General features: G+C 60.9%; 27 protein-coding genes and 1 pseudogene. 19 read left to right on the top strand and 9 right to left on the bottom strand.

The genetic code is table 11. The features are described 5' to 3' along the window. Positions 1 to 16: 16 nt before the first annotated feature. The 3 genes and pseudogenes from ACZ3J7_RS36555 to ACZ3J7_RS36545 all read left to right on the top strand — a co-directional run. Positions 17 to 511, top strand: a pseudogene (locus ACZ3J7_RS36555) (HAD-IC family P-type ATPase); the annotation flags it as partial. 95 nt (positions 512 to 606) lie between these two features. Next, positions 607 to 1,032 carry a DUF3703 domain-containing protein gene (locus tag ACZ3J7_RS36550; RefSeq protein ID WP_087503898.1) on the top strand — a complete coding sequence of 142 codons (426 nt, stop codon included), beginning with the start codon at positions 607 to 609 and terminating at the stop codon, positions 1,030 to 1,032. Next, complete coding sequence (locus ACZ3J7_RS36545) at positions 1,019 to 1,357, top strand: hypothetical protein (protein ID WP_003944633.1); 339 nt, start codon at positions 1,019 to 1,021, stop codon at positions 1,355 to 1,357. The genes ACZ3J7_RS36550 and ACZ3J7_RS36545 overlap by 14 nt, the downstream gene beginning before the upstream one ends. 364 nt (positions 1,358 to 1,721) lie before the next feature. Here ACZ3J7_RS36545 and ACZ3J7_RS36540 read toward each other — a convergent pair whose 3' ends face one another. After that, positions 1,722 to 2,087, bottom strand: coding sequence for a DUF4229 domain-containing protein (locus ACZ3J7_RS36540; RefSeq protein ID WP_019747393.1), 366 nt, complete (start codon positions 2,085 to 2,087; stop codon positions 1,722 to 1,724). A gap of 128 nt (positions 2,088 to 2,215) precedes the next feature. Between ACZ3J7_RS36540 and ACZ3J7_RS36535 the strand changes: the two genes are divergently transcribed. The 7 genes from ACZ3J7_RS36535 to ACZ3J7_RS36505 all read left to right on the top strand — a co-directional run bounded on the left by ACZ3J7_RS36535 (position 2,216) and on the right by ACZ3J7_RS36505 (position 9,116). Then, complete coding sequence (locus tag ACZ3J7_RS36535) at positions 2,216 to 2,854, top strand: TlpA family protein disulfide reductase (RefSeq protein WP_003944602.1); 639 nt, start codon at positions 2,216 to 2,218, stop codon at positions 2,852 to 2,854. Beyond that, entirely contained in the window at positions 2,851 to 3,495 is a 645-nt protein-coding gene (locus ACZ3J7_RS36530) for a TlpA disulfide reductase family protein (RefSeq protein ID WP_003944594.1), read from the top strand. The genes ACZ3J7_RS36535 and ACZ3J7_RS36530 overlap by 4 nt, the downstream gene beginning before the upstream one ends. Continuing rightward, the gene (locus ACZ3J7_RS36525; protein ID WP_003944619.1) at positions 3,492 to 4,298 is read left to right on the top strand and encodes a cytochrome c biogenesis CcdA family protein; all 807 of its coding nucleotides are present in this window, start codon (positions 3,492 to 3,494) and stop codon (positions 4,296 to 4,298) included. The genes ACZ3J7_RS36530 and ACZ3J7_RS36525 overlap by 4 nt, the downstream gene beginning before the upstream one ends. Before the next feature lie 101 nt (positions 4,299 to 4,399). Then, positions 4,400 to 5,926, top strand: coding sequence for a cytochrome c biogenesis protein ResB (gene resB / locus ACZ3J7_RS36520; protein ID WP_229757318.1), 1,527 nt, complete (start codon positions 4,400 to 4,402; stop codon positions 5,924 to 5,926). Next, complete coding sequence (gene lnt, locus ACZ3J7_RS36515) at positions 5,923 to 7,524, top strand: apolipoprotein N-acyltransferase (RefSeq protein ID WP_003944595.1); 1,602 nt, start codon at positions 5,923 to 5,925, stop codon at positions 7,522 to 7,524. Before resB ends, lnt begins: the two co-directional genes overlap by 4 nt. Before the next feature lie 61 nt (positions 7,525 to 7,585). Further along, complete coding sequence (locus ACZ3J7_RS36510; protein WP_041814189.1) at positions 7,586 to 8,380, top strand: DUF3105 domain-containing protein; 795 nt, start codon at positions 7,586 to 7,588, stop codon at positions 8,378 to 8,380. Continuing rightward, on the top strand, positions 8,373 to 9,116 hold the full coding sequence (locus tag ACZ3J7_RS36505) for a DUF305 domain-containing protein (RefSeq protein WP_003944664.1): 744 nt from the start codon (positions 8,373 to 8,375) through the stop codon (positions 9,114 to 9,116). The genes ACZ3J7_RS36510 and ACZ3J7_RS36505 overlap by 8 nt, the downstream gene beginning before the upstream one ends. A gap of 50 nt (positions 9,117 to 9,166) precedes the next feature. On the opposite strand, the gene ACZ3J7_RS36500 is transcribed toward ACZ3J7_RS36505, so the two are convergent. Together ACZ3J7_RS36500 and ACZ3J7_RS36495 are read right to left on the bottom strand one after the other, a co-directional pair. Then, positions 9,167 to 10,102: a cytochrome c oxidase assembly protein gene (locus ACZ3J7_RS36500; RefSeq protein ID WP_037131609.1), complete on the bottom strand. Its 936-nt coding sequence runs from the start codon at positions 10,100 to 10,102 to the stop codon at positions 9,167 to 9,169. 44 nt (positions 10,103 to 10,146) lie between these two features. Continuing rightward, on the bottom strand, positions 10,147 to 10,689 hold the full coding sequence (locus ACZ3J7_RS36495) for a copper resistance CopC family protein (protein ID WP_229757319.1): 543 nt from the start codon (positions 10,687 to 10,689) through the stop codon (positions 10,147 to 10,149). A 183-nt stretch (positions 10,690 to 10,872) separates the two neighbouring features. Between ACZ3J7_RS36495 and ACZ3J7_RS36490 the strand changes: the two genes are divergently transcribed. The 3 genes from ACZ3J7_RS36490 to ACZ3J7_RS36480 all read left to right on the top strand — a co-directional run bounded on the left by ACZ3J7_RS36490 (position 10,873) and on the right by ACZ3J7_RS36480 (position 12,516). Further along, positions 10,873 to 11,529 (top strand): DsbA family protein, encoded by a 657-nt coding sequence (locus ACZ3J7_RS36490; RefSeq protein ID WP_003944626.1) that lies wholly within the window; start codon positions 10,873 to 10,875, stop codon positions 11,527 to 11,529. An 80-nt stretch (positions 11,530 to 11,609) separates the two neighbouring features. After that, a complete protein-coding gene (locus tag ACZ3J7_RS36485) occupies positions 11,610 to 12,182 on the top strand; it encodes a vitamin K epoxide reductase family protein (RefSeq protein ID WP_352101723.1) in 573 nt (190 codons plus the stop codon). 142 nt (positions 12,183 to 12,324) lie between these two features. Next, positions 12,325 to 12,516, top strand: a complete 192-nt coding sequence (locus ACZ3J7_RS36480; RefSeq protein WP_003944616.1) for an antitoxin — start codon at positions 12,325 to 12,327, stop codon at positions 12,514 to 12,516. 122 nt (positions 12,517 to 12,638) lie between these two features. Here the strand turns inward: ACZ3J7_RS36480 and ACZ3J7_RS36475 are convergent, their stop codons facing one another. From ACZ3J7_RS36475 to ACZ3J7_RS36450, 6 genes are all read right to left on the bottom strand, one after another. Then, positions 12,639 to 13,163: a hypothetical protein gene (locus ACZ3J7_RS36475; protein ID WP_011331639.1), complete on the bottom strand. Its 525-nt coding sequence runs from the start codon at positions 13,161 to 13,163 to the stop codon at positions 12,639 to 12,641. Positions 13,164 to 13,207: 44 nt separating this feature from the next. Then, complete coding sequence (ctaD, locus tag ACZ3J7_RS36470; RefSeq protein ID WP_011331640.1) at positions 13,208 to 14,959, bottom strand: aa3-type cytochrome oxidase subunit I; 1,752 nt, start codon at positions 14,957 to 14,959, stop codon at positions 13,208 to 13,210. Positions 14,960 to 15,076: 117 nt separating this feature from the next. Further along, positions 15,077 to 16,027, bottom strand: a complete 951-nt coding sequence (locus tag ACZ3J7_RS36465) for a M56 family metallopeptidase (RefSeq protein WP_003944663.1) — start codon at positions 16,025 to 16,027, stop codon at positions 15,077 to 15,079. Next, positions 16,028 to 16,387, bottom strand: a complete 360-nt coding sequence (locus ACZ3J7_RS36460; protein ID WP_003944627.1) for a BlaI/MecI/CopY family transcriptional regulator — start codon at positions 16,385 to 16,387, stop codon at positions 16,028 to 16,030. A 32-nt stretch (positions 16,388 to 16,419) separates the two neighbouring features. After that, positions 16,420 to 17,352 carry a M23 family metallopeptidase gene (locus ACZ3J7_RS36455; protein ID WP_003944586.1) on the bottom strand — a complete coding sequence of 311 codons (933 nt, stop codon included), beginning with the start codon at positions 17,350 to 17,352 and terminating at the stop codon, positions 16,420 to 16,422. 108 nt (positions 17,353 to 17,460) lie between these two features. Further along, positions 17,461 to 19,389: a bifunctional copper resistance protein CopD/cytochrome c oxidase assembly protein gene (locus ACZ3J7_RS36450; protein WP_011331643.1), complete on the bottom strand. Its 1,929-nt coding sequence runs from the start codon at positions 19,387 to 19,389 to the stop codon at positions 17,461 to 17,463. Positions 19,390 to 19,568: 179 nt separating this feature from the next. Here ACZ3J7_RS36450 and ACZ3J7_RS36445 point away from each other — a divergent pair, with 179 nt between their 5' ends. The 6 genes from ACZ3J7_RS36445 to ACZ3J7_RS36420 form a co-directional block, all read left to right on the top strand. Further along, on the top strand, positions 19,569 to 20,489 hold the full coding sequence (locus ACZ3J7_RS36445; RefSeq protein WP_003944635.1) for a cation diffusion facilitator family transporter: 921 nt from the start codon (positions 19,569 to 19,571) through the stop codon (positions 20,487 to 20,489). Next, positions 20,486 to 21,013, top strand: a complete 528-nt coding sequence (lspA, locus tag ACZ3J7_RS36440) for a signal peptidase II (protein ID WP_011331644.1) — start codon at positions 20,486 to 20,488, stop codon at positions 21,011 to 21,013. The genes ACZ3J7_RS36445 and lspA overlap by 4 nt, the downstream gene beginning before the upstream one ends. A gap of 244 nt (positions 21,014 to 21,257) precedes the next feature. After that, entirely contained in the window at positions 21,258 to 22,319 is a 1,062-nt protein-coding gene (locus ACZ3J7_RS36435; protein ID WP_011331645.1) for a multicopper oxidase domain-containing protein, read from the top strand. Further along, on the top strand, positions 22,316 to 23,578 hold the full coding sequence (locus tag ACZ3J7_RS36430) for a ZIP family metal transporter (protein WP_011331646.1): 1,263 nt from the start codon (positions 22,316 to 22,318) through the stop codon (positions 23,576 to 23,578). The genes ACZ3J7_RS36435 and ACZ3J7_RS36430 overlap by 4 nt, the downstream gene beginning before the upstream one ends. Beyond that, positions 23,575 to 23,994 carry a QcrA and Rieske domain-containing protein gene (locus ACZ3J7_RS36425; RefSeq protein WP_011331647.1) on the top strand — a complete coding sequence of 140 codons (420 nt, stop codon included), beginning with the start codon at positions 23,575 to 23,577 and terminating at the stop codon, positions 23,992 to 23,994. The genes ACZ3J7_RS36430 and ACZ3J7_RS36425 overlap by 4 nt, the downstream gene beginning before the upstream one ends. Continuing rightward, on the top strand, positions 23,880 to 24,578 hold a 699-nt coding region (locus ACZ3J7_RS36420; RefSeq protein ID WP_366054215.1), incomplete at its 3' end, for a TMEM164-related integral membrane acyltransferase. The genes ACZ3J7_RS36425 and ACZ3J7_RS36420, both read left to right, overlap by 115 nt.

Genomic DNA, 24,578 nt, shown 5'->3' with positions numbered 1-24,578 from the left:
GCGCCCACCCGAGGGGGTGGGCCGTCCGGGTCGTCGAGTGCCCAGGCGAGGTACCGCTTTCTGGGTAGCCGACGCACACGTCGGCGCATCCGTCGAGACGACTCAGTCCGGGTGCGGCGGCCACGCCATCGGTGAGAGGTCTCGGGAACTCGTGGCGTGGATCGAGCGCGCCGGAACCGTCATCGGGGCAGTCGCCGTACGAGACGAGCTCCGACCGGAAGCACATGAGGTGATCGCCGGGCTACGACGCGGCGGGTACACCGTCGCGATGCTCACCGGCGACAACGAACGCACCGCCCAGGCGCTGGCCGCCGACGTCGGGATCGACGACGTGCACGCCGACCTGCGCCCGGAGGACAAGGCACGGATCGTGGAAACCTTGCGTGCGAACCGCCCGACGGCAATGGTCGGGGACGGTGTCAACGACGCCCCCGCCCTGGCCACCGCCGACTTGGGCATTGCCATGGGCGCGATGGGTTCCGACGTGGCCATCGAGACCGCCGATGTTGCTCTGATGGGCGAAGACCTGCAGCACCTGCCGCCGGCTCTGCATCCGATGAACCGAATGCTCGCACAATTGCGCAGTGTCTACACGAAGCGCATCGCTTGCACGACCGACACAGCGCCGTCGCGTTTCGGCCCGCAAAGAGGACCGCAGCCGGCCGCACCAGCGATGACACCCAGCGTTGGCATCACCTCGAACGCACACATGTCCTCTCCCAGCCCTGTCCATGGCCACACAAACCACCTCGCCATGCTCCCCTGGCCTTACATCAGCGTGACTGCCGCGAAGCCGTCGGGCAGGTTCTTCGCATCATCGTCGTCGCCGCCCCGGGATCCGCACTGGGCCGCTATCCGGAGGGCAACACCGAACGAACTCGTGCCGGTCTTATGACACCGATGCCGATACCTGACGATCTTGCCGAGAAAATGCAGACCTACCAGTCCTGGGTTTCGTTTACCGCGAGCTGTCCTGCACTGCCGCATACTCGAAACCACACGCCGACGGAGGAACACCATGATGCACCTTGAAATTTTGCAAGTCCCGGACTGCCCGAACGTGCAGCTCCTCGAACAACGGATCGAGCACGTTCTCGCGGAGGAGTCCATCGATTGGGAACTGCGCCACGTAATCGTCGACGATCCTCGATCCGCAAGGCTTGCGGGCATGACCGGATCGCCGACGTTGCTCGTCGACGGCCGCGATCCGTTTGCCGAACCGGACCAGGTCCCCAACGTGTCATGCAGGCTCTATCGAGATTCCACGGGCGAGGTCGGTGGCGCTCCTACCGTTGCTGCACTGAGGGGTGCGTTCGGTATGGCTGCGCCCACAGCTGATGTAGAGGGCGATGAGTGAAAGTATCGGCCACCCACCGGTGGTCCCAACAGGGTCGTCTCCAGCAGCAGCCCCGGGGTTCCTCACAAGGGCGAGCTGACTCAACGGTCCTCCGTACTGCGCCTGCTCGAGTCTCGTCCGCCTGATCCCGCAGCTTGTACCGATTCCGAAACTCGAGACCACCACGGATACCGCCGACTCCGCACCTGATCCCGTCACCTGACATCTTCATCCCAATGCCAATCAATGCATGATCGCGCGCCCTCGGCATCACCCAGGAAGGCAGCTTTGAGCGGTCATACGTCCAAAAAAGACAGGTTGTGGCACCGATGCTGGGCATTTTCGTTACTGGAGCTTTCACGCGCACCTAACCGGAGGGAACCCTTCACCGGGTGCGCATTGCACGCCGTTTTTCATCTACGACCATCACTTCTTCATTGATCCGGCGGCGCAATGACCGGAACGCGATCGCAGAGATGGCGAATCCGAGCAGCACCGCCCCGAACAGTGCTAACACACCGGGGATTTCGAGTTCGAGTATGGCGTTGATTCCCATGATGATCACTGCGAGGCCGGCGATCAGGGCGAGTCGAACCGCGGTGTAGTACATCACCAGACGCACGAGCTTTGACCGTGCTACACGGTTGATCCGCGCCACGCGCGTCTGCGGTGCTTGATGGGCACCCAGTGCCGCAATTTCTGGGCTGACTGGTGGATTGATACGGCCCTTCGGAGCGGACTGGCGTTTCACGATGCTCGATTCTCGGGTTCGGATCCCGCCTCTGGTTGGCGGGGGCGACAGAACGAACCATATGTCTACTATGCACAATAGTAGTTCAGTGTTGTCCCGGTTCACCGCACCACGCTTGGAGGAAGTGCATGCAGGCACAGTCTCGGTGGTTCCTGCTCTTCCTGGTTGTGATCGGTCTTCTCGTCGTGGCGATCTGGCCTCGATCAACGTCAACCGAGACCCATTCCTCGACCCGGCCTCAAGTGCCTCCGGCCGCCCAGGCAGATGAAGATCGCGTCGACTCGGGGTTTTCCTCGAAGTCCGCGGCAGCAGCGGTTCCCTGTCCTGTGGCCCCGGCAGTACCGCCCGCTGGAGGAGAACTCCTGGGAATCAAAGCGACGTGTCTTGGCGAGAATACTGTGGTCGACCTCGGTGCAGCGCTGTCCGGGGAGCCGACCCTGATCAACCTCTGGGCCTCGTGGTGCGGGCCGTGCCGATCGGAAATCCCGGTCCTGAATGACTATGCAGGTACTCCGGGCTCCATCCGAGTAGTCGGGATCAACGTCCAGGACGACATGTCCACAGCACTAGCGCTTCTCACCGCTGCAGGCGTGCACTATCCCTCGTTCGCTGCGGTCGACGACATCGGAATTGCGCTATCGGCGCCGCCAGTTCTGCCGCTGAGCTTTCTCGTCCAACAAGACGGGTCCGTCGAACAGATTACAACCCCCATGGTTTTCGAAAACACTGACCAAATACGCTCCGCTGTAAGTGAGTTGATGAAATGAATGCCCCCGCACTCCCTCGCAAATCGAGACAACGCGTACTCGGAAAACCGACCCGCATCCTCCCACTGGTCGCTATTCTCACTGCGATCGTCGTCGCCGCGAGTGGATGTGCAACCGGCACCGATGCAGTCGCTTCGGGTGCGAATTTCGATTTCGTGTCACCGGGAGGACAAACCGATATTTTGTACGACCCGCCCGAATCGCGAAACATGATCGGTGTATTGGCCGGACCTGACCTCATGGCCGACGGTAGCGATATTTCACTCACTGATTACGCCGGTCAGGTCGTCGTGATCAATCTGTGGGGGCAATGGTGCGCCCCGTGCCGGTCCGAGGCCGACGATCTCGAGCGCGCGTACGAAGCAACCGAAAGTCTCGGTGTTCAGTTTCTCGGGATCAACGTTCGAGATCCTCAACGAGACAAGGCCCAGGACTTCGTCGTCGACAACAACGTCAGCTACCCCTCGATCTACGACCCGTCGATGAGAACTTTGACAGCGCTCGGCGGAAACTATCCGACAAGCGTGATTCCCTCCACCTTGGTGTTGGATCGCAGACAGCGCGTCGCCGCTGTGTTTCTTCGCGCACTTCTCACCGAGGATCTGCAACCGGTCATCGAGCGCGTGGCGGCCGAGCGGTGAACGAACTCGCCCAAGGTGTCGGCTCCAGCTTCCAGACCGCCGCCGCGAGCGGCCCGTTACTGCTCGCCGTAGCAGCGTGCATTCTGGCCGGTCTGGTGTCGTTCGCATCGCCGTGTGTGGTGCCGCTCGTTCCCGGATATCTGTCGTATCTGGCCGGCATTTCCGGAGCTGATTCTCCAGCGGTGACCCGTGGCGACGAGACCTCGGAACCTGCAGGCAGATGGCGGGTTACCGGCGCGGCAACGATGTTCGTTGCCGGATTCACCGTGGTGTTCGTTCTCGCCACCGCGTCGGTGTTCGGGGTGATCGGAACCCTGCGCATCAACGAAGACCTGCTCCAACGGGTGGGTGGTGTGATCACCATCGTGATGGGGTTGACCTTCATCGGCTTGATTCCTGCCTTGCAGAAAGACACACGGTTCGCCCCGCGGCGTATCTCCTCCCTTGCCGGCGCGCCCTTGTTGGGGGGCGTGTTCGCGTTGGGTTGGACACCATGTCTCGGCCCCACCCTCGCCGGAGTTATTTCGGTGGCGGCCGGAACTGAAGGCACGACAGCAGCGCGGGGCGTGATACTGATTGTCGCCTACTGTCTGGGATTGGGACTGCCGTTCATCGTGCTTGCGTTCGGGTCGGCGAAAGCTCTCCGCGGCGTCGGGTGGCTCAAACGCCATTCACGGACGATTCAGATCGTCGGCGGAATAATGCTCGTCGCTGTCGGGCTCGCACTGGTCACCGGCGTGTGGGGCATGTTCGTCGGCTGGTTACGCAACGAATTCGTCAGTTCGGTCGTGCTGCCGATATGACAGATAACGCCACCGCGGGAGGTCGCATCCGCCGCCTACCGAGACTGATTATCCGAGAAAGCGTTCGACTACTGCGCCACAATTGGCGCCGGTTGACGTCGATGAGCACCGCGCTCGTGCTCCTGTTCCTCTTGGCACTCGCAGCACTTCCCGGTGCTATGTTGCCTCAGCGAAATCTCAACGTACAGAAAGTTTCCCAGTACATCGCGGCGCAGCCAACCCTCGGCCCGCTATTCGACAAGCTGGAGTTGTTCGACGTCTTTTCCAGCTTCTGGTTCACTGCGATCTACGTCCTGCTGTTTCTCTCTCTCATCGGCTGTCTTGTTCCACGCCTGCAGGCGCATCTCGGCGCGCTTCGGAGCCAACCTGTACGAGCACCTCGGAATCTGTCCAGGTTGCCGCACCATTTCCACGGCGTAGTTGACATCTCGCATGACGAGGCCCTCACCAGAGTGCGGCAGTCGCTCAAGGGCTGGCGGGTAGCCGTCAGGTCCGAAAAGGATTCCGAGGTATCGGTTTCCGCGGAAAAGGGGTATCTGCGTGAGGCCGGGAATCTGGTGTTCCACTTCTCGCTGATCGGGTTGCTCGTCACCGTCGCGATCGGCAAGTTGGTGGGGTACGAGGGTTCGGTGATCGTCATTGCCGACGGCGGCCCCGGTTTCTGTAATACGTCACCTGCCGTGTACGACTCGTTCCGCGCGGGAAGTGCTACTGACGGCACGGGTCTCGCGCCCTTTTGCATCAAGGTCAACGACTTTTCCGCAGATTATCTCGATACTGGTCAGGCCGAAATGTTCACCTCCAACATTTCGTATCAGAGCGGGCAGGATATCGCGACCAATACCTGGAAAGACTATCGTCTTCGGGTCAACGAACCGCTGCGTACCGACGGTGCCCGTGTTTATCTGACCGGCCATGGGTACGCGCCGCAGTTCACCGTCACTTTTCCCGACGGACAGTCCCGTACCGAGACGATGCAGTTTCAACCGGACGATGCGGTCACGTTCCTGAGCAGTGGGGCGTTGCGGTTCGATCCGCCAGGTGGATCGTTTCCGAATCCGGACGAGCGCCGGAAGAATCAGATCGCCATCGAGGGACTCTTCGCGCCGACCGCTTCCTTCAGCGGGACGCTTCTGACTTCGTCGTTTCCCGATGCGCGTGACCCTGCGGTCGCGATCGACATCTACAAGGGCGATACGGGTCTGGACACCGGCATCCCGCAATCGATCTTCTCGTTGAACAAGGAAATGATCAACCAAGGAAGGCTGGTCAAACAAGATCGTGTGAACCTCCGCCCTGGAGAGACGCGGACTCTCACCGATGGAACACAGGTTCGGTTCGACGGCGCAAAGGAATTCGCCAATTTGCAGGTGTCGTACGACCCTGTGCAACAGTGGGTTCTCGTTTTTGCGGTCACGATGATGCTCGGACTTCTGATCTCGCTCGTGATCAGGAGGCGACGGATGTGGGTCCGTCTACGCCCGGGGGCGGGACCAGAGCAGGTTGATCTCGAACTCGGCGGATTGGCGAGGACCGATCATGCCGGGTGGGGCGGCGAATTCGACGACCTTCGCGAGAAGTTGGTGGCAGATCAGCGAAGTTCTCCGCCGATGAGAGTGAGCATGTGAAGGTCCCTTCCCTCGAATGTGCACTTGTCAGCGACGGTCACACTGATTCAGGCCCCAAAGATGTCCGGCCCGCGCGGCGCAGCGGCGGAATTGCTCTGCGTTTCGCGTTTTCGGTGGGCGCTGGATGGCTGCTGTTTCTCAGCTTCCCGCCGCGCACGCTGTGGTTTCTCGCACCTGTCGCCATCGCCCTGCTGACGGTTGTTCTCCGGGGGCGAAGTCTCCGGGCAGGTTTCGGATTCGGCTATGCGGCGGGGCTGGGCTTCTTCATGCCCTTGCTTCCGTGGGTCGGGGCGTACGTGGGTCCGATCCCGTGGTTGGCGTTGGCGTCGATAGAAGCGGTCGCATTCGGAGTGTTCGGCGTCCTGGCAGTGGCGGTCGGTCGCGCTCCGCTCTACCCGGTGTGGATTGCGGGCGCATGGGTAACCACAGAAGCGCTTCGTAGTCGAGTTCCGTTCGGCGGTTTCCCTTGGGGGCGTTTAGCTTTCGGGCAAGCAGACAGTCCGTTGCTACCGTTGACGGCGATAGCCGGGGCACCAGGGTTGTCCTTTGTGACCGCGCTGACCGGAACTCTCCTTGCCTGGTCCCTGGCCGGAACCTCCCGTGTTCGATGGCAGGCATTGATGAAGGGTGGAACGGCCATCGTCCTCGTGTTCGTGAGTGCCTTCGTGGTGAGTTCTCCTGAAGTAACCCCGGACGAAGTCGTCACGGCGACCGTCGTTCAAGGTAATGTGCCGCGCCTGGGCCTGGATTTCAACGCCCAACGCCGAGCGGTGCTCGACAATCATGTTGCCCGCACCGAACAACTCGCAGCTGAGGTCACAGCGGGCCGAGCAGCCCGGCCACGACTTGTCATCTGGCCCGAAAACGCTTCGGATATAGATCCTTTGACGAATCGGGATGCGGCGGATCGACTGGACCGAGCAGCCCGTTCTATCGGCGCCCCGATCCTGGTCGGTACGGTCCTGCAGGGCGAGCCAGGAACATCGATCAACAGTGCCATGGTCTGGGATCCGACGGACGGCCCTGGGCAGCAACACATCAAACGGCAGCTTGTGCCCTTCGGGGAGTACCTGCCGCTCCGATCGATCGTTCGTGCAGTGTCGTCGTATGCCGATGCAGCAGGCAATTTCATTGCCGGGAACGGGAACGGCGTCGTCGACCTCAACGGCGTCCACATAGCTGTTGCCACCTGCTACGAGGTGGCCTTCGACGATCTGGTGACCGAGTCCGTCAAGGCAGGAGCCACCGTCATCGCGGTTCCCACCAACAACGCGACCTTCGGCCGGACCGAGATGACCTTTCAGCAGCTGGCCATGTCGCGGGTGCGGGCGGTCGAACACGGCCGCAGTGTGCTGATCGCAGCAACCAGCGGTGTCAGCGCAATCATCACGCCAACGGGTGTGGTGCGTCAACAGAGCGAGATCTTCACAGCACAAGCATTGACCGACGAGATCGCCGTTCGCTCCGATCTCACGTTGGCAACACGTGTGGGTTCGATTCCGGAACTCGCGTTGTCTGCGATCGTGCTTTCTCTCGCCACTTCGGCACTCTTCAGAGGCATGTACCGGGTTCGGCGGGGTGAAAGAACGAGAACATGAATTACTATGCATGATAGTAATTCAGTGTCGGTGCCAGTGCACAAGCGAAACGAGTTCACCAATGACCCAGAGCCGCAAAAAGTCCCCCACACGGCCGCGAGGCGGCGTGGTGCCTGGTGGCCGAGGATTTCCGTGGGCGATATCGCTGGCAGTCCTGGTCATCGTCGGTTTGGTCTCGGTCATCGCGTACAACGTGGTGCCTCGCGCAATCGATAAGAACGAGGCCCAAAAGTACGCTCCGAGTGCCGACAATCCCGACCCGTCGACGTCGATCGACGGCGTGAGCGAGATCGAATACGCAGCCGGCAGTCATATTCAAGCGCCGCAGCGCGTTGCATACGATCAAAATCCGCCATCGGGAGGTGCTCACGATCAGTACTGGGCAACGTGTACCGGAGTCGTCTATCCGGAGCCGATACGCACCGAGAACGTGGTGCACTCCCTCGAACACGGCGCGATCTGGGTGTCGTACGACCCCGAAGCGTTGAACTCGTCCGACATCGACACTCTCGCCTCCCGGGTCGACGGGGAACCGTATTCGCTGATGTCCCCCTTCCCCGGCATCGGCGCACCCATCTCTCTTCAGTCATGGGGGCACCAACTCAAGGTCGAGAGCGCCGACGACCCCCGTATCGCGCAATTCATCACCGCACTCCGACAGAATCCGAACACCCATCCGGAACCCGGTGCCAGTTGTGCGACGGTTCCGGGCGGATTCGACCCGAAGGAACCCTTCCCGTTCGATCCATCCCCTCCGGGTCCCGACGCCATCCCCGCGGCGGATCCGCCAGCCGCCGGCGTCGCCCCCGCTTCGCCCGCCCCGATGCCCACAGCCGGAGATCGCGGCAATGGCTGAACAACGCGATACGGACCAGATCGAACGCCAGCCAGTGGCTGCCTCTCCCGCAGATCGCCGACACACGCCGCCTGCGGTGTTGGTCGTCGGTATCGTCATCGCCTTGCTGCTCGGCATCGTCATTGGACTGTGGGTACAAGGGAAGATCGCCGACACCTCATCCGGGACGTCATCCGCCGAGTCCGTGGATATCGGCTTCGCGCAGGACATGTCCGTTCATCACGGGCAAGCAGTCGAGATGTCCTCTCTTGCCCTGGTCAACGCCACCGACCCGGCCATTCGAACTCTCGCCTTCGACGTCGTCACCACTCAGCAAAGCCAGATAGGAATGATGCAGGGGTGGCTGACGCTGTGGGACCGCCCCGCCCGTAGTTCAGGTGGGTACATGGAGTGGATGCCGATGCCTTCGGTATCGATGGATCATTCGATGCCAGGGATGAGCACCGCGCAAAGTGATGCCGAAGCGACTGCTGTATCGATGCCAGGTATGGCAACTTCTGCCGAGCTCGCCGAACTACGTGCGTTAACCGGCCCTGCCTTCGAGATTCGCTACCTACAGTTGTTGTTGCGCCACCATCAGGGCGGTATCCCCATGGCCCAGTACGCCGCCGACAATGCCGCTCTCCCGGCCGTGACGAATCTCGCGCGACAAATCGCTGTCACGCAGCAGGCGGAATCGACAGCTCTGCAAAATCTCCTCGCGGACAGGGATGCTCAACCAATCCCGATGAACTGAACCCCATAGGCGTCCGCGGACCACTCGGAACCGTGGCGTGTCGAAAACCTTTACCGGCGCGGAAGAGTTCTCAGGAACTCGTTGTAGGCATCGAGGTCGACATCGCCTTCGCGTGCGACCTTCTTGTCGACTGCGGCGTTGGTGAAGGATTCGTCGCGTTTCCACCGCATCGCGAAAACCACCATGATGATCAAGGCGATCGGTTCTCCGTAGGACCAAGCCAGTGCGCCGGCCATTTGTTGATCCGCCATCAGGTCCACATTCCAGGAGGCTGGCGGATTGGTGAAGGTACTCAGGAGTGGCGAAGTTGCCATCATCAGGATCACGCCGATGAAAACGTGGAGAGGCATTTCGACGAACAGGTCGAAACATCGACCCAGGTTGCTTTGTTTGACGGGCAACGGCCCCGAGGAGAGCACCGGGACGATGAACAGTACTCCGGTGGCCAGGAAGAAGAGCTCGAGACCTGTGTGACCGATCCAGGACCGCGCTACCAGGTCGAAGACCGGCGAGAGGTAAATGCCGTAGTAGCTGAACAGGAACAGTGGAATTGTGACGCCGGGGTGCAGCAGGATCTTCGCGGTCCGGCTTCGAAGCGCCGTCAGGGAAACTGTGAGAATCGGAATTCCCCAACCTGAATGAGGCGTGGAGCGCAGCAAAAGAAGTCCAGGACTGCCCAGAACCAGAAGTGGCGGAATGGCCATGGAGAGGGTCAGATGCTGGAACATCCAGATACTGAAAAGTTCGTATCCGTACCCCTCGACCGCCAGGCCCGTGACGAGAATCAGTAGCACGCAGCCGAAGACGAAACTGGCCGTCCTCGTCCACGGCCATGCTCTTCCGGACGCTTTCACCCGATGGACGCCCCAGCAGTACCACGCCGCCATCAAGATTCCGATGACCGGCAGCATCGGCAATGGCTGCGGAGCCCAGCCGACCATCTCACCGAACGAGGGTGCGGCCTCGGGAAGTCGTATCCAGTCCATCACCTGACCTGGCCTTTCCGTCCTCGCTCGACTGTGCTGCAGGTTCAGCGCTTCGAGCGCTTCTCTCCGCGCAGGACGATCACCATTCCGACCACGAACAGCAACGCCACGGCGCCACCGAGAATCGGCAGCAGCAGTGGGGATCCGTCGGCGGCGCCGGTTTCACCGGTGGCTGCCGACGGGGCGACTGTGACAGAGGGAAGAGCACCTGCAGGAGACGGTGCCGCCGCGTTCGGTGCCACGTTCAACGTGAAGGTATAGGACCCTGTGATCGGATGGCCGTCCTCGGAAATCACGCGATACCCCACGGTGTAGGTGCCCGAAGGCATCTGCGGGGTCGTGGAGAGAGAGACGCGCTCTCCCTGCACTGACGGATCCCCGGCCCCGACCTGCGTTCCGTCGGCCGTACTGACGGTCACGTTCGCAAAACTCGTCTGAATCTCTTGGTTGAACACCAATTCCACGGAAACAGGTGCAGCATCGAGAGCTGCATCCGCGGATGGAGTCGATCCGACCAGCGCACTGTGGGCTTGCGCGGTGCCTGCGCCGATGAGCGCACACCCTGCAGCCACCAGCAGCACAACCATTGCACGCCTCAAAATCTGTTCCTCCTACTCGGCTCACACCATCACGGTGCGGAGTCCGGCGATCGATGCACACCGGCATCTCGCTGAGAGACTACCTCCGACTACTATGTTGCATAGTAGTCAGGGTGTGTGGTCGCCGGAAGGCTGCGCGCACGAACGAACATCGACCCGGTAGGCGGATCCATGAAGTTGACCACCAACGCGAAATTTTCGATAGCCCTGGTAGCTGTCTTCGCTGTCGTCCTCGGTGCACTGTTGCTCGGTAACCGCAGCGGGACAGGGACCACCAGCGCCGGCGCTTCGGACGCGACGGTGCTCCGAGCCGACACCCATCTGCTTTCCACTGCCCCCGACAACGATGTCGTTCTGGTCGAATTCCTCGACTTCGAGTGCGAGGCATGCCTGGCTATGTATCCCACGATGGAACGGATACGTACCGAGTACGCGGACCGCATTACCTTTGGCGTGCGGTACTTCCCTATCCCCAGCCACACGAACAGCGGACTCGCAGCGCGAGTGGTCGAGGCAGCTTCTCGGCAAGGGAAGTTCGTCGAGATGTATCAGCGCATGTACGACACACAGACCGAGTGGGGTGAATCGTCCGAATCTCAAGAACCCCTCTTTCGTACGTTCGCACAGGATCTGGGGCTCGACATGGCTACCTTCGAAGCGGATCTGAAGGATCCCACTGTTGCCGAGCGGGTTGAACGAGACTTCAACGAAGGGATCGACTTGGGGGTGCAGGGCACGCCGACACTTTTCCTCGACGGCGTCCAGTTGCCAGCCATGCCCACATACGAGGAGCTCACCGGGCGCATCGACGCAGCGCTGGCCCGATGACGTCAACGGGTGGCACCCGGACCGATACCAGGGGGGCTCGCACTGCTGGTTCCTTCCCTGCAGCGTGTTCTTCCTACGCGATCGGTTGGATCCTCTCAGGTGCTGGCGTGCTCGGATTGATCGCGTCTCTGATACTGACGATCGAGAAGTTTCGACTTCTCTCCGATCCCTCGTATCGTCCGTCCTGCAGCATCAACCCCGTCCTCAGCTGCGGATCGGTGATGAGTTCTCCCCAGGCGTCGGTCTTCGGTTTTCCGAACTCGATCCTCGGCGTGGTGGCATTCACCGTCTTGCTGACCACGGGAATCGTAACGCTTTCCGCGAAAAGCGGACTTCCTCAATGGTATTGGCGGTCTCTCGTCATCGGATTGTTCGCCGGCGCGGTACTGGTCCACTGGCTGATATTCCAAAGCTTGTACAGAATCCAGGCGCTGTGCCCGTACTGCATGGTCGTGTGGGTGGTGACGATCACAGCACTCTGGTATGCCTCTTTGCACCTTTGCACCCGCAGCGCCTCAGCCTCCTCTCGACCCGTGACGAGAATCGTGACGGTCGGCGCCCAGAATCACACTCTCGTGCCTACCATCTGGATCTTGTCCGTCGCGAGCATGATTCTCAGCGCATTCTGGACTTATTGGTCGACGTTGATCTGAGGGTCTGACGCAAAAGGGCCACCGCCGCCGAACTCGGCAGGTGCACGATCAGCCACGCTCAACGCAACTACTATGGATCTTAGTTTTTAGCTCGGCAATCCACGGGCACATCGGCAATTGAGGCCAGGAGAAGGAGACGAACATGAAACTCACGGGTGCAGCGAAAGCGCTGGTCGACAAAGGCATGGAGGCCGCCTCGAAGAACGCGGACAAGATCGAAAATGCAATCGACAAAACCGCCGCTGCGGCCGAAACCAAAACCGGTGGAAAACTGACCAGCCAGATTCAGAGGGCCGCCTTTGCCGCGAAGAGAGCGATCCCTCCGAAGAAGTAGTCACCCCCTTTGTCGTGCCGCCTGATTGTCGTCGAATCCAAGGCGTACGACTGAGGATGAGTGTCGAATAATCTCGCTTCGGTGTGCCCCCCCTCGTAAAAGCACACCGAAGCGAGGAGCGCTCAGGGTTCGGTCGGTGGAGGGATGACGATGCTCGCGTGAAAATCGCTGTGCCACAGCCGCGCAAGGAGTGCGTAATAGGATTCGGTTACCCTCGATTGGGTCGTGAGCGCCGCTTCCGGCGACTCGATTGTCGTCGGAGCCAGAAGGAGTGCACGATTGGCCAATGCCGCCGCGGAACTCCCGATATCCATCACGGCACCACTGATACTGGCTGCGGCGTTCAGCACGGGGTCGGGAAGGACCGTGATCGAAGGCGTGAAGGTCCGTTCTGCGTCGACGGAAACCGCGACGGTGTGGAGATGGTTCTCGATTGTCGCGATTGCTTCGCCGACCCGGCGGGTGTGGACCCGAAGTTTGCGGGGGTGTCGGACGTGGCGACGAGATATCGGCGGCAAGGTCCGCAAGTGGTCAGCGGCATGGTTCGCCACTCCGCCGTCGAGAGCGGTGGGCAGTACGTCTCGGATCAACCAGTCCGTCAGTAGGGCGGCAGCGGCATCTGTTGCCGGGACGATGACCACTGGCATTGTTCGTGTTGACATTGGCTTTCCCATCGGACTTCGTCGCCGAACTACTTCTTCTCGTCATCGTCGGGCATGCCGGTAAGTACCTTCTCCGATTCTGAGGTCGTCTCCGGCCGATGACCGACCCCGACGTGTGCTTCTGCCCGCATCCGAGCCACCATGTGCGGGTAGTGCAACTCGAAGGCCGGACGCTCGCTACGAATGCGCGGCAACTCCGTGAAGTTGTGCCGCGGCGGCGGGCAAGTGGTCGCCCACTCCAGCGAGTTTCCGTAGCCCCACGGATCGTCGACGGTGACCACTTCGCCGAATCTGTAGCTCTTGAAGACGTTCCAGATGAACGGGAGAGTGGAGGCTCCGAGAATGAAGGATCCGATGGTCGAGACTGTATTGAGGGTGGTGAATCCATCCGCGGGTAGGTAGTCGGCGTAACGACGGGGCATACCTTCGGCACCGAGCCAGTGCTGGACGAGGAACGTCATGTGAAAGCCGACGAACGTGGTCCAGAAGTGCCACTTGCCCAGGCGTTCGTCCATCATGCGACCGGTCATCTTCGGGAACCAGAAATAGATACCGGCGTACGTCGCGAACACGACCGTACCGAAAACCACATAGTGGAAATGGGCGACAACGAAGTAAGTATCCGTGACCTGAAAATCCAGCGGAGGGCTCGCCAGCAGCACACCGGACAGGCCACCGAAGAGGAAGGTGATCAAGAATCCGAGAGAGAACAGCATCGGTGACTCGAACGTCAAGTGCCCCTTCCACATCGTTCCGATCCAGTTGAAGATCTTCACACCCGTCGGCACGGCGATCAGGAACGTCATGAACGAGAAGTACGGCAGCAGGACCGCGCCCGTCGCGTACATGTGATGCGCCCACACTGCGATCGACAGCGCCGCGATACCGAGCGTCGCGTAGACCAGGCCGCTGTAGCCGAAGATCGGTTTGCGGCTGAAGACCGGAAATATCTCCGAGACGATACCGAAGAACGGCAGCGCGATGATGTAGACCTCGGGATGACCGAAGAACCAGAACAGGTGCTGCCACAGCAGGACTCCGCCATTCGCGGGGTCGAAGATGTTGCCACCGAGGCGACGGTCGTAAAGCAGTGCGAAGAGTGCCGCGGTCAACAGCGGGAAGGCCAACAGAATCAAGACCGAGGTGATGAAGATGTTCCACGTGAAGATCGGCATGCGGAACATCGTCATCCCCGGAGCGCGTAAGCAGACAATGGTGGTGATCATGTTGACCGCGCCGAGAATGGTGCCGAGACCGGAGACGAGAAGCCCCACAATCCACAGATCCGCACCGACCCCAGGTGAGCTGACTGCCGAACTCAGAGGTGTGTAGGCCGTCCAGCCGAAATCTGCGGCACCGCCGGGAGTGACGAAGCCGCCCGTAGCGATGAGCGCACCGAAAAGGTAGAGCCAGTAGCTGAACGCGTTCAGTCGCGGGAAGGCGACATCCGGCGCACCGATCTGCAGGGGGAGAACGAAATTGGCGAATCCGAACACCACCGGCGTCGCGTACAGCAGCAGCATGATCGTGCCGTGCATGGTGAACAACTGGTTGTACTGCTCGTTCGACAGGAATTGCATGCCCGGAATCGCCAGTTCGCTGCGCATGATCAGCGCCATGAGCCCGCCGATGAGGAAGAACGCGAACGAAGTCACCAAATACATCAAGCCGAGCGTCTTGTGATCGGTCGTCGTCACAAGGTTCCGCAGCACCGATCCCTTCGGCGCCCGTCGCGCGGGGTACGGCCGGGCGGCGATGGGGGGTGATGCAATTGCGGTCATGGTCAGCCCGCTTCCTGTCGAGACGCAAATAGAGTGTGCGACAGAAGCATAACCCAAATACTACGTTGCATAGTTTTTGGGTTCGAGGTACCGATCGAGTGTTCCTCCGGTGCCGCCTTAGGTCACGAGGGCATGAGCGGACGCGGAGAAGACGACCATGGTGGTCAACGCGGCGATGACGGGAACGATCATCGGGAGCATCGCAGCAGAGATACAGACCAGTTTGGTGGCGCGAATCCGGGAATCGGCCTGCAGCCTGACCAAACGCACCGCGATCTCGTCGTCACCGAGCCCGAGAGTCCACACCGGCTGAGGTAGCGGCGACGTCGCCACCACGCGCAATGCCGACCGGACGGCATCGGGGCTGGTGGCTTGTGCAGCTCGATCGTCGGCAGCGAGCTCGACCAGCCGCCGCACCGCAGCGGGAGCCGCTTTGAACAGCGGGATCACCGGCAGCGCCTTCGCGAAGACTTCGCACACATTGATGATCCGGTGATGCTGCCCTCGCAAGTGTGCCCGCTCGTGCGCGATCACCGCTTCACGCTCGGATGCAGTCAAGCAATCGGAGAGACCTTTGGTCGCTACGACGAATCCCGGCCGTCCAGCGACGCTGTAGGCCATCGGCATCGGATGATCAAGCCAGAGAACGTCATCCGATGCCGGATCTGCGCGGGCGATGATCGATACGACATCACGGTGGTAGTCGCGGACCTTCGCTCGGCCCTTATGTTGTCGATGAGCCAAGAACAAGCTCCGAGCGGCGATGAGCGCGGTAACCGCAACTCCGCCGACAGCGAGCGCTTCCCCGATCCAGGGAGCCATCGCGTGCTGGAAGGCAGTGAAGCATCGCACGAGGGCCTCGGAGAGCCCTTCCGCTGGTGCATGGCTCGGCCACAGAAGGATCACTACTGCCGATACGGCAAGGAATCCCAGACCCACGATACTGCCGATCCATGCCGCGAGAATCGCTGCAGGAGCCAGAGTGGTCGATTCGAAACGCCGCAACACCTTGGGCATGAACGCTCCGATGAGCACGGCCCCGAGAAAGAGGACTGCGGCGAGAGTCATCTACCGAACCTTGCCGTGATCCAGCGCTCGCCGCAGTGCCTCGTATTCGTCATCCGAGACGTTTTGCGCGAAGTGCAGAAGCGCTGAAACAGAGTCGTTGCTGTTGTCGAGTAATTCGCGCATGGCCAGTGAGGTCGCTTCATCGCGGCTACGCGATGGCGAATAGATGTACGCGCGGCTTCGTTTTTCCCTCTGCACCCAACCTTTTTCGTGAAGGTGCGTCACGACGGTCAAGATCGTGGTGTATGCCTTCGGGGCGCCGCCCTCGAAGCGGTCGACCAGATCCCGCACAGACTGCGGCTCTTCTGCATCCCACAGGAGATCCATCACTTCGGATTCGAGCCCGCCGAGCCTCTTCATCTTCCTTCCCCCTTCGAAAATCGTCGATTGCGTCAGTCACTGATGGCCGGAGGCTGAATCTGTACCCCGCGCGCGTCCAACCATGCCATGGGATCGACCTTCTGGCCGTCTGCCTGCCACACCTCGTAATGCAGATGTGGCCCTGTTGATTGTCCTCTGTTTCCTACCGTCGCAATCAATTCTCCGGCACGCACCTTTTGACCCGCGGTTACCAGAGTCTCGTTGATGTGTCCGAAGACCCCGATTGTCCCGTCATCCTGCAGGATACGGACCCACAGTCCGAAACCCGACGCAGGTCCGGACTCGAGTACCGTACCGTCGGTCACGGACACGATAGGTGTACCAATCTCATTGGCAATGTCCAACCCGTAATGAGTCGACCCCCAACGCGGCCCGTAGTTCGACGTCAATGTTCCGCTGACAGGAGCCATCGTCAGCGGTTGGCGTGCAGCTGCCTCTCTCGACGCGCGATCGGTTGCCTCTCTCGACGCGCGATCGGTGTCGCGTTCGGTGCCTCGAGCCAACTGTTCGGCCAGCCTCCCCAGGTCGGCCAGTTTGGGAACCTGGAGAATTTCCGGAGCCGATGCCAGTGCCTGGTCGAGAGGTGCCAGCGGTTGTTGGTCGAGCTCGACGGGAGCACTGACGCTCCCTGCCGATGCATGTGAGGCGGATGTGCCGGCGGCAAGCAAAGCGCCGGTGGCGACAGAGAGAACCAAAGCCCGTCCACCAGGACGACTGCGGGACTGTCGGCGATGAGCACCGCCGCGTCGCGCCTGAACGCTTCCAGCGACGGATTCACGGTCGACTGCAGATGCGGTGGAGATATACATCGTGTCGACTGGCAGGTCTCGATCGCTGTGTGGCGTGCCGAAAAGATAACTTTCCCGAAGTGGGCAGTCGAGATCGTCGGTGTCGGGCTTGCGGTGTCGGGCCAAGATCGCATTCCTTGCGTCGCGGAAGGTCACAGAATGGTGACGGTCCCAGACAGCGTACTACTATTTCGCATAGTTTTTGGGCGAGCGTTGACAAAGTTCAGAATCTCGACGAAACGTCCCCTGCGAATGCACCTTCTCCTACTCATGTGCCGCGCGGTGGCATCTCGGCGAGCAGCACGCGGTGAGGAACCCTGTCGCGATTGCCAGGGGCATTGCTCCGATCGCGATTATCAGTCCGGCACCGAACCGTTGATCTCGCGAGAGGTCGTCGAGCCAGCCGCGCTGCAACGACGCGAAGTACTGATCAGCAATCACCGTGTCAGTGGTGATCAGTGCTGCTGCGAGGCCCCCGTAGGCCAAGAACGCCACCAGGAGCAGGGCCATCCTGACCGCGAGGCTCGCCCGCCTCGGCAAGGGATCGACGCCGACCATGACCCAGAAGAACATGAAACCGCAGATCAGCAGGGTTCCGTTGATCACCAGATGGGGGACGTGCGAGCCGGCGACAGAGCTGTACATCCCCCCCAGGTAAAGGAGAGGCAGGGCTCCGGCGAAAATCACAGCAATCACATAGGGCTGGGACATGAATCGGAACCAGGAGCCTCTGTACACGCTCTGCGCCCATTCCCTGAGGCCGGGCGCATCTCCGGACGATCGTCGAACGGAGAGCCTAAACAGCGTGAACGGGGCGCCCAGGACCAGACAGAGTGGAGCAAGGACCGCCACGGCGGACGTTGCGGCCATATGCATACTCATCACTGCGGGTGCATATCTACCCACTCCCGACGATGTTGCGACAAGCAACACCAGGCACCCCAGAGCCCAGCTGACCGATCGGAACGTCGACCACTGCACGCCCTGCTGTCGGAGGCGAAAAACGCCGACGACGTAGCACGCAGCCAACACCACGGCGAGAGTTCCGAAAATGAGATCGAATCGCCAGTCGACGAGCAAGCGGCCCGCAGTCGGTACGCCATCGAGCGCATACCCGAGTACCTCCTCGACTCTGCTCGGATCCTGTCGTTCCGTGGGCGCCGGGGGCGGCGTGCGGCCCAGGGCGACGGCGATACCGACGGTTACTGCGAGAACCACCGACTCCACCCCTGCCAGACGAATGAAGGTGCGACCGTCGCTAGGGTCCTTCGTCAGTTCGGCGATCGCGATTGTCCGTTGGCGCCAACCTGCCAGTCCGGTGAGGACCAAGGCGGCGACTTTGGCAAGAATCAAGACACCGTAGGTGCTACTCCACACCGCGGTGAGCGGCACCCGCACGGCAGCGTTGACCACACCGCTGATCGCTATGACGACGAACGCCATGAGTGCCACGGCCGAGAAGCGGCGCGCGGCGAAGTCGAGATAGCTCCCCTTTCTGCGGGCATGCAGCACGAGAGCCGCTATTCCTCCCATCCAGATCGACGCCGCAAGGATATGCAGAACCAAACTGTTCGTGGCGATGTCGTGGGATCCGCCCGAGGAGGAGTGACCCGACAATGCCCTGGGGAGCAGGCTGAACAAAGCGAATGCGAGAAGTAACGGTGTCCACGAATATCGCAGGGTCAGACGACACGCAATCGCGAGTACGAGTGTGAGTCCTGCGGTCCATGCCCATGCAGTTGTGACATCGATGTCCGAGATCGCGCGAGCGAACAGCCCTGGATCGGCGAACACGACGGAGAGAGGTTGGCCTGAACTGTCCGAGAGGGTGAGTGGAACGAGCAGCGCCGCGCATACCGCCCAGATAGCGGCGGCGACGCTTGCGGTTCGTAGCGCCAGATATCCGTCGACATCGAGTACACCTGAGGCTTGAGGCGGAACGAGAACGGCAGCCAAAAGTAGACTGCCTACGGTCATCACGGCGGCAACCTCGCCGAACGCCATCACCGCCGGGAGTCCGTAAATCGTCAAGGGCCCCGGATCTGGAAGTCCGAGCAATCGCAGCGCCTCGGAAGTTGATGCGCGCGCCAATGCCGCCGCAGTGATTGCAGCTATGACACCCCATCCCAATACTTTCCGTATGGGTCGTCCGACGACGAGGGTATCGGCGCCGGACGGTTCGGTTTCGATCATTTGCGGGTGGACCTCTCAGCATTGTGGATCTCGCCCGCGCGATCGGTGCTCCGGACCAAAATACTATGACGGATAGTTGCATGGGTGCTTCAGCCAGGGTTTACTGAAACTCTCTCGTTGGCAAATATGCGCATATGAGAATACGACGCTCCAGTCATCGGCGAGAAGGGCATATCGAGATGGGTCACGGCCATGGGCACGGCGTTGCGGAACAAGCTGCGAGTGCATCGGGTAAACATGTCCGCAAATTATGGATAGCCGTCGGGCTCGGTCTGGTCACGTTCGTCACGCAAGTCATCGTGGGGTTGTCCACGTCATCACTCGCCCTGCTCTCCGACTCCGCACACGTCTTCACCGATGTGTTCGGCATCCTCATGGCATTGACCGCTATCTTGCTTGCGCAAAGAGCGCGATCGCGCCCGGATCGCACGTTCGGTATGTACCGGGCGGAGGTGTTCGCTGCCTTGTTCAATGCTCTACTCCTGTTCGGTGTCGCCGGATGGGTTCTCTACGAAGCTCTCGGTCGACTTTCCGATCCGCCTGAGGTCCCTGGACTCCCGGTGAGCATCGTCGCTGTCGTCGGCCTCGTGATGAACATCGCGGCATTCTTGCTGCTTCGCAGCGGGGCGAAGGAAAGCATCAACGTCCGGGGCGCCTATCTCGAGGTCATGGCTGACATGCTCGGGTCCGTTGGAGTCCTGATCAGCGGATTGGTCACACTGATCTTCGGATGGCGGTATGCGGATCCGGTGATCGGTGTTGCGATCGGCTTGTTCGTCCTACCGCGTGCATACAATCTCGGCCGCCATGCCCTGCGGATCCTGCTCCAGCACGCCCCCGCCGGCGTGAGCATCACCGAGGTGACGCAAGCCTTGCAGGGGATCCCCGGAGTCAAGGACGCTCACGACCTTCACATCTGGACGCTCACATCGGGCATGGAAGTTGCGTCGGCGCATTTGACGATCGACGAGGAGTCCGATCCGACCAAGGTTCTCGCTGCTGCCCAGGATCTATTGGCCACCCAGTTCAATCTCGTACACGCGACCCTGCAGGTAGAACCCGCCGCGGGTGACGGGCGTTGCCAGGAGCTTCCGTGGTGAGTACCAACGAGGTGACCACGAACGACAAATCCCCCCATCGCAAGAAACGAATTCTCTTCGCTACGACGGTGCTCGTTTCGGTCGTCGTCGCCCTGACGATTGAGCCCGTTGCGCGGAAGCACCTGTCCGGGGCCAACGAGATGGATCTGGGCGTCGTCAGTTTGAGGCTGGCTTACAACAGTGGTGTCGCCTTCAGCCTGGGCAATCAGCTGCCGAGTGCCGTCATCATCGCCTTTACCGGCCTCGCCACCATGGGAATCGCCGTATACGCCTGGCGGAGTGTCCCGCAAAGTCGCGGGGTGGCCGTGATCGGTTTCGCTCTGATTGTCGCCGGAGCTGCCTCCAACGTGGTCGACCGAGCCCTCGACGGGAAGGTCACCGACTACTTCCACACCGGCTGGTGGCCCACCTTCAATCTTGCCGATACCTACCTCACCTGTGGATTCATCCTGGTCGCCGTGTCGCTGCTGTTCGAATCCGCGCGCGGGTCCGAACGTGAGATTCAGCGTCCGCAATCCGTGTGACCTGATTCGAGCGAGGAGGGAGCCGGAGCGCTGTCGACAGGGAAGCAGTCCATCTCTGCGAACTTCTGCGGTTCGAGGTGGCGAAACCACGACGCCCCACTCGTCGAAAATTTCCGCGGTCCGCCTGTTTTCGGTCGAATGCGTTCGGATAGTTTGGGGGCTATGAAAATAAAGTTCGGCATGACAAACTTTGAGGTGTGACTCTTTTGACTGCCAGGAATGTCGATGCTTCGGTCGGGTGGCCATGAGCGCACCGTCGCGGCGACAATTGTTGATCGGTGGGGCGCTCGCCGGATCAGCCGGACTCATGATGAACGCAGGAAGAGTTGCGGGCGCATCGCCTACCGAGCATCCCGGAAACACCAACCCGGGTACCGCCGCACCTGACGGAGACGGCGGAGTCCGTCACGGCGGCACGAGCGGTGCGACCTTTCGGGCCGGTCAGCAGGTGAACCACACTGCCAACGGGTTTCATCCCACGGCAATGCTGCGTGACTTCGACTACGGGACGACTTCCGAATTGCCTGACGGTCGAACGCTACGCGAGTGGGAGATCTTCGCAGCCGACGAGGAGATCGAGGTAGCACCCGGAGTCTATTTTCCCGCGTGGACCTTCAACTCCCGCATTCCAGGTCCCGCCTTGAGATGCAGTGAGGGAGACCGGCTCCGGGTGCGGTTCGTCAACGGTTCCGCGCACCCTCACACGATGCACTTTCACGGAATCCATCCCGCTGACATGGACGGAATTCCCGGGGTAGGTCGGGGCATCATCGAGCCGGGCGAATCATTCACTTACGAATTCGATGCAACCCCTTTCGGATTGCATCTCTATCACTGCCACGTCAATCCACTTGCAGAGCACATTGCCCGCGGCATGTACGGCACATTCATCGTCGATCCAGCTCAGGGGCGCCCGGCGGCTGACGAAATGGTGATGGTGATGCACGGCTACAACACCACATTCGACGGGCAAGGAAACCAGCTCTACGCGGTCAACGGCATCCCGTTCCATCACATGCACGAACCGGTACAGGTGAAACGAGGCGAGCTGGTTCGCATCTACCTGGTCAACGTCCTCGAATACGATCCGATCAACAGCTTCCACGTGCACGGGAACTTCTTCGACTACTACCCGACCGGGACTCGGCTCGAGTCCAGCGAATTCACGGACACGATCATCCAGGCCCAAGGTCAGCGCGGAATATGCGAACTGCGCTTTCCCTACCTGGGCAAGTACATGTTCCACGCCCACAAGACCGAATTCGCCGATCTGGGCTGGATGGGATTCTTCGAGGTGACCGAATGACCGGCACCCCAGATCCTCCCTCTCCTACGAGCACTCATGAGAATTCCTTTGACACTGCGGGTTCCGCGCATACAGAGTCCGATCAAACAGGCGCATCTCGCACCGGCCTTTGGCTCCGAGGCGCCGCAGTACTCGCGATCATCGTCATCGCCCTGACTGCGCTGGCAATGCTCGCCGGACAAAGCCTCCCCGAACGCACCGGCCCACCGATCGAGAACATCTCCGTCGAACGAACGGCCCTCGAACCAGGCCGAATCACGTTGACGCTACGCAACACCGGCCCCGACGCGGTGACCGTCGCGCAAGTTGCCGTGAACGACACATTCGTCGATTTGGTAGGCGCTGCAGATCCCATCGGCAGACTCGAGTCCCAGACGATCACCCTCGACTACCCGTGGATCACCGGACAGCCGTACCTCGTCTCGATGCTCACCTCCACAGGGTTGGTCATCGAACACGAAATTCCCGCTGCCGTAGCAACTCCCGTCCCGGGAGTGGCGTTCTTCGGCTTGATGGCTCTATTGGGCACATACGTCGGAGTCATCCCGGTCCTGCTCGGGATGCTCTTGCTACCTGTGATGCGGGGCGCCGGCGTCAGGGCAGTCAGATTCGTGCTGGCCGTCACGGTCGGTCTGCTCGCCTTTTTGATCTTCGACGGCACGAGCGAGGGGTTCAAGCTGGCAGCAGCCTCGAGCGGAGCCTTCGGCGGCGGCACTCTCGTCGTTCTCGGCGCGGCGATCGCCTTCCTGACGCTCACGTGCATCGACCGCTACCTACGCGGAAGACGCCCAGCCGGTACGACAGGTGCATCCGAACTCAGACTGGCACTGATGATTTCCATCGGCATCGGATTGCACAATCTCGGAGAAGGCCTCGCGATCGGATCCGCGTATGCGGTAGGTGAGCTTGCGCTCGGCGCGTTCCTCGTTATCGGATTCACCCTGCACAACACAACAGAGGGACTCGCGATCATCGCACCGTTGGCTCGGCGACGTACCCCCCTGTTGACCTTGTTGGGGTTGGGATTGATCGCGGGTGCGCCGGCAATTCTCGGTGCTGTTATCGGGGCGGGCGTCGACAACCGTGAAGTATCTGCGTTGCTGCTCGGAGTCGGGGTCGGCGCAATCATCCAGGTCGTCATCCAAATTGCACCGTCCTTGCGCACACAAGGCCGCTCGGATCTGGATCCGATGGTTCTCGTCGGCGTCGGTGTCGGAATACTCCTGATGTTTCTCACTGGTTTGGTGGTCCCCGCATGAGCACGATCGATCCATCCGACATCAAGGTCGGGCGCAGAACGGTCCTCCTCACAGCCTGCGCGACAACTTGTCTCGCCGTTGCCGGATGTAGCACCCAGAACAACAGCAATGCACCCGGCGTAACCCTGGGCAGTGCCGAGGTTCCGATATCAGCGGTTCCTGTCGGCGGCGGAGTCATTCTGGCGGACGAGCAAGTCGTGATCACCCAGCCGCAGGAAGGCGTGTTCCAAGCCTTCTCTGCGGTATGTACCCACCAGGGATGCGTAGTCTCCGAGGTCAGCGATGGAACGATCAACTGCCCATGTCATGGCAGCCGATACTCCATCGTCGATGGCTCGGTCGTGCAACGACCTGCTCAGAAGCCACTGCACAGCTACGCCCTTTCTCGCACCGCGGACACGATCATCGTCAACTAAGCCGGAGAACGGCACTTCCGAACTGGGACAGCTATCTGCGAAGGTTGTTATGGAACAGTGCGTTCGGCGGCGCTGAGGAAGTGAGAGATGTGTATTCTGCACAACCCGAGTTCTCGGCGTACGGCCCATCGCATTGGGCAGCCATCGCTCTGTTTGTCGCGGGTTCGGTGTTTCTGATCTGGGCGGGACGTAGACAGACCGAAGCGCAAGCTCGCCACCTCAGCCGCGCCCTCGGCGGAATACTGGCGGTGATATACGGCTCGGCGGTGCTCTACTCGCTGTCCTCACCCACGCTAGGAGGATCCGTACCCTTACAACTCACCGATCTCGCGACAGTGTCCGCGATCTACGCATTGTGGTCGCACCGACATTGGCCGTTCGCCCTCACCTACTACTGGGGGCTTGTATTGAGTACGCAGGCGTTGATTTCACCGGCTCTGGCCGGGCCCGACTTCCCCGGTTACGAGTTTCTTGCCTTCTGGGCGATTCACTGTCAATGGCCACGAAGTTCTCCCCGTAGGCGGCCAGTAGTTCTCCCCGCTGGTGGCCACGGGTTCTCCCCGGTGGCGGCCAGTTGTTTTTCC

The sequence above is a fragment of the Kitasatospora sp. NPDC015121 genome (assembly GCF_055562955.1).
The sequence above is the reverse complement of the archived record's forward strand: the minus strand, read 5'-3'. Positions and strand labels throughout refer to the sequence as shown.

Bases quoted from the DNA above. Each gene is read 5' to 3' on its own strand.
- ACZ3J7_RS36435 (WP_011331645.1), top strand. From the start codon at position 21,258: ATGAGCGCACCGTCGCGGCGACAATTGTTGATCGGTGGGGCGCTCGCC.
- ACZ3J7_RS36445 (WP_003944635.1), top strand. From the start codon at position 19,569: ATGGGTCACGGCCATGGGCACGGCGTTGCGGAACAAGCTGCGAGTGCA.
- ACZ3J7_RS36490 (WP_003944626.1), top strand. From the start codon at position 10,873: ATGAAGTTGACCACCAACGCGAAATTTTCGATAGCCCTGGTAGCTGTC.
- ACZ3J7_RS36495 (WP_229757319.1), bottom strand. From the start codon at position 10,689: ATGGTTGTGCTGCTGGTGGCTGCAGGGTGTGCGCTCATCGGCGCAGGC.
- ACZ3J7_RS36425 (WP_011331647.1), top strand. From the start codon at position 23,575: ATGAGCACGATCGATCCATCCGACATCAAGGTCGGGCGCAGAACGGTC.
- ACZ3J7_RS36535 (WP_003944602.1), top strand. From the start codon at position 2,216: ATGCAGGCACAGTCTCGGTGGTTCCTGCTCTTCCTGGTTGTGATCGGT.
- ctaD (WP_011331640.1), bottom strand. From the start codon at position 14,959: ATGACCGCAATTGCATCACCCCCCATCGCCGCCCGGCCGTACCCCGCG.
- ACZ3J7_RS36545 (WP_003944633.1), top strand. From the start codon at position 1,019: ATGATGCACCTTGAAATTTTGCAAGTCCCGGACTGCCCGAACGTGCAG.
- ACZ3J7_RS36505 (WP_003944664.1), top strand. From the start codon at position 8,373: ATGGCTGAACAACGCGATACGGACCAGATCGAACGCCAGCCAGTGGCT.
- ACZ3J7_RS36430 (WP_011331646.1), top strand. From the start codon at position 22,316: ATGACCGGCACCCCAGATCCTCCCTCTCCTACGAGCACTCATGAGAAT.
- ACZ3J7_RS36480 (WP_003944616.1), top strand. From the start codon at position 12,325: ATGAAACTCACGGGTGCAGCGAAAGCGCTGGTCGACAAAGGCATGGAG.
- ACZ3J7_RS36510 (WP_041814189.1), top strand. From the start codon at position 7,586: ATGACCCAGAGCCGCAAAAAGTCCCCCACACGGCCGCGAGGCGGCGTG.
- ACZ3J7_RS36500 (WP_037131609.1), bottom strand. From the start codon at position 10,102: ATGGACTGGATACGACTTCCCGAGGCCGCACCCTCGTTCGGTGAGATG.
- resB (WP_229757318.1), top strand. From the start codon at position 4,400: ATGAGCACCGCGCTCGTGCTCCTGTTCCTCTTGGCACTCGCAGCACTT.
- ACZ3J7_RS36465 (WP_003944663.1), bottom strand. From the start codon at position 16,027: ATGACTCTCGCCGCAGTCCTCTTTCTCGGGGCCGTGCTCATCGGAGCG.
- ACZ3J7_RS36475 (WP_011331639.1), bottom strand. From the start codon at position 13,163: ATGCCAGTGGTCATCGTCCCGGCAACAGATGCCGCTGCCGCCCTACTG.
- ACZ3J7_RS36460 (WP_003944627.1), bottom strand. From the start codon at position 16,387: ATGAAGAGGCTCGGCGGGCTCGAATCCGAAGTGATGGATCTCCTGTGG.
- ACZ3J7_RS36450 (WP_011331643.1), bottom strand. From the start codon at position 19,389: ATGATCGAAACCGAACCGTCCGGCGCCGATACCCTCGTCGTCGGACGA.
- ACZ3J7_RS36530 (WP_003944594.1), top strand. From the start codon at position 2,851: ATGAATGCCCCCGCACTCCCTCGCAAATCGAGACAACGCGTACTCGGA.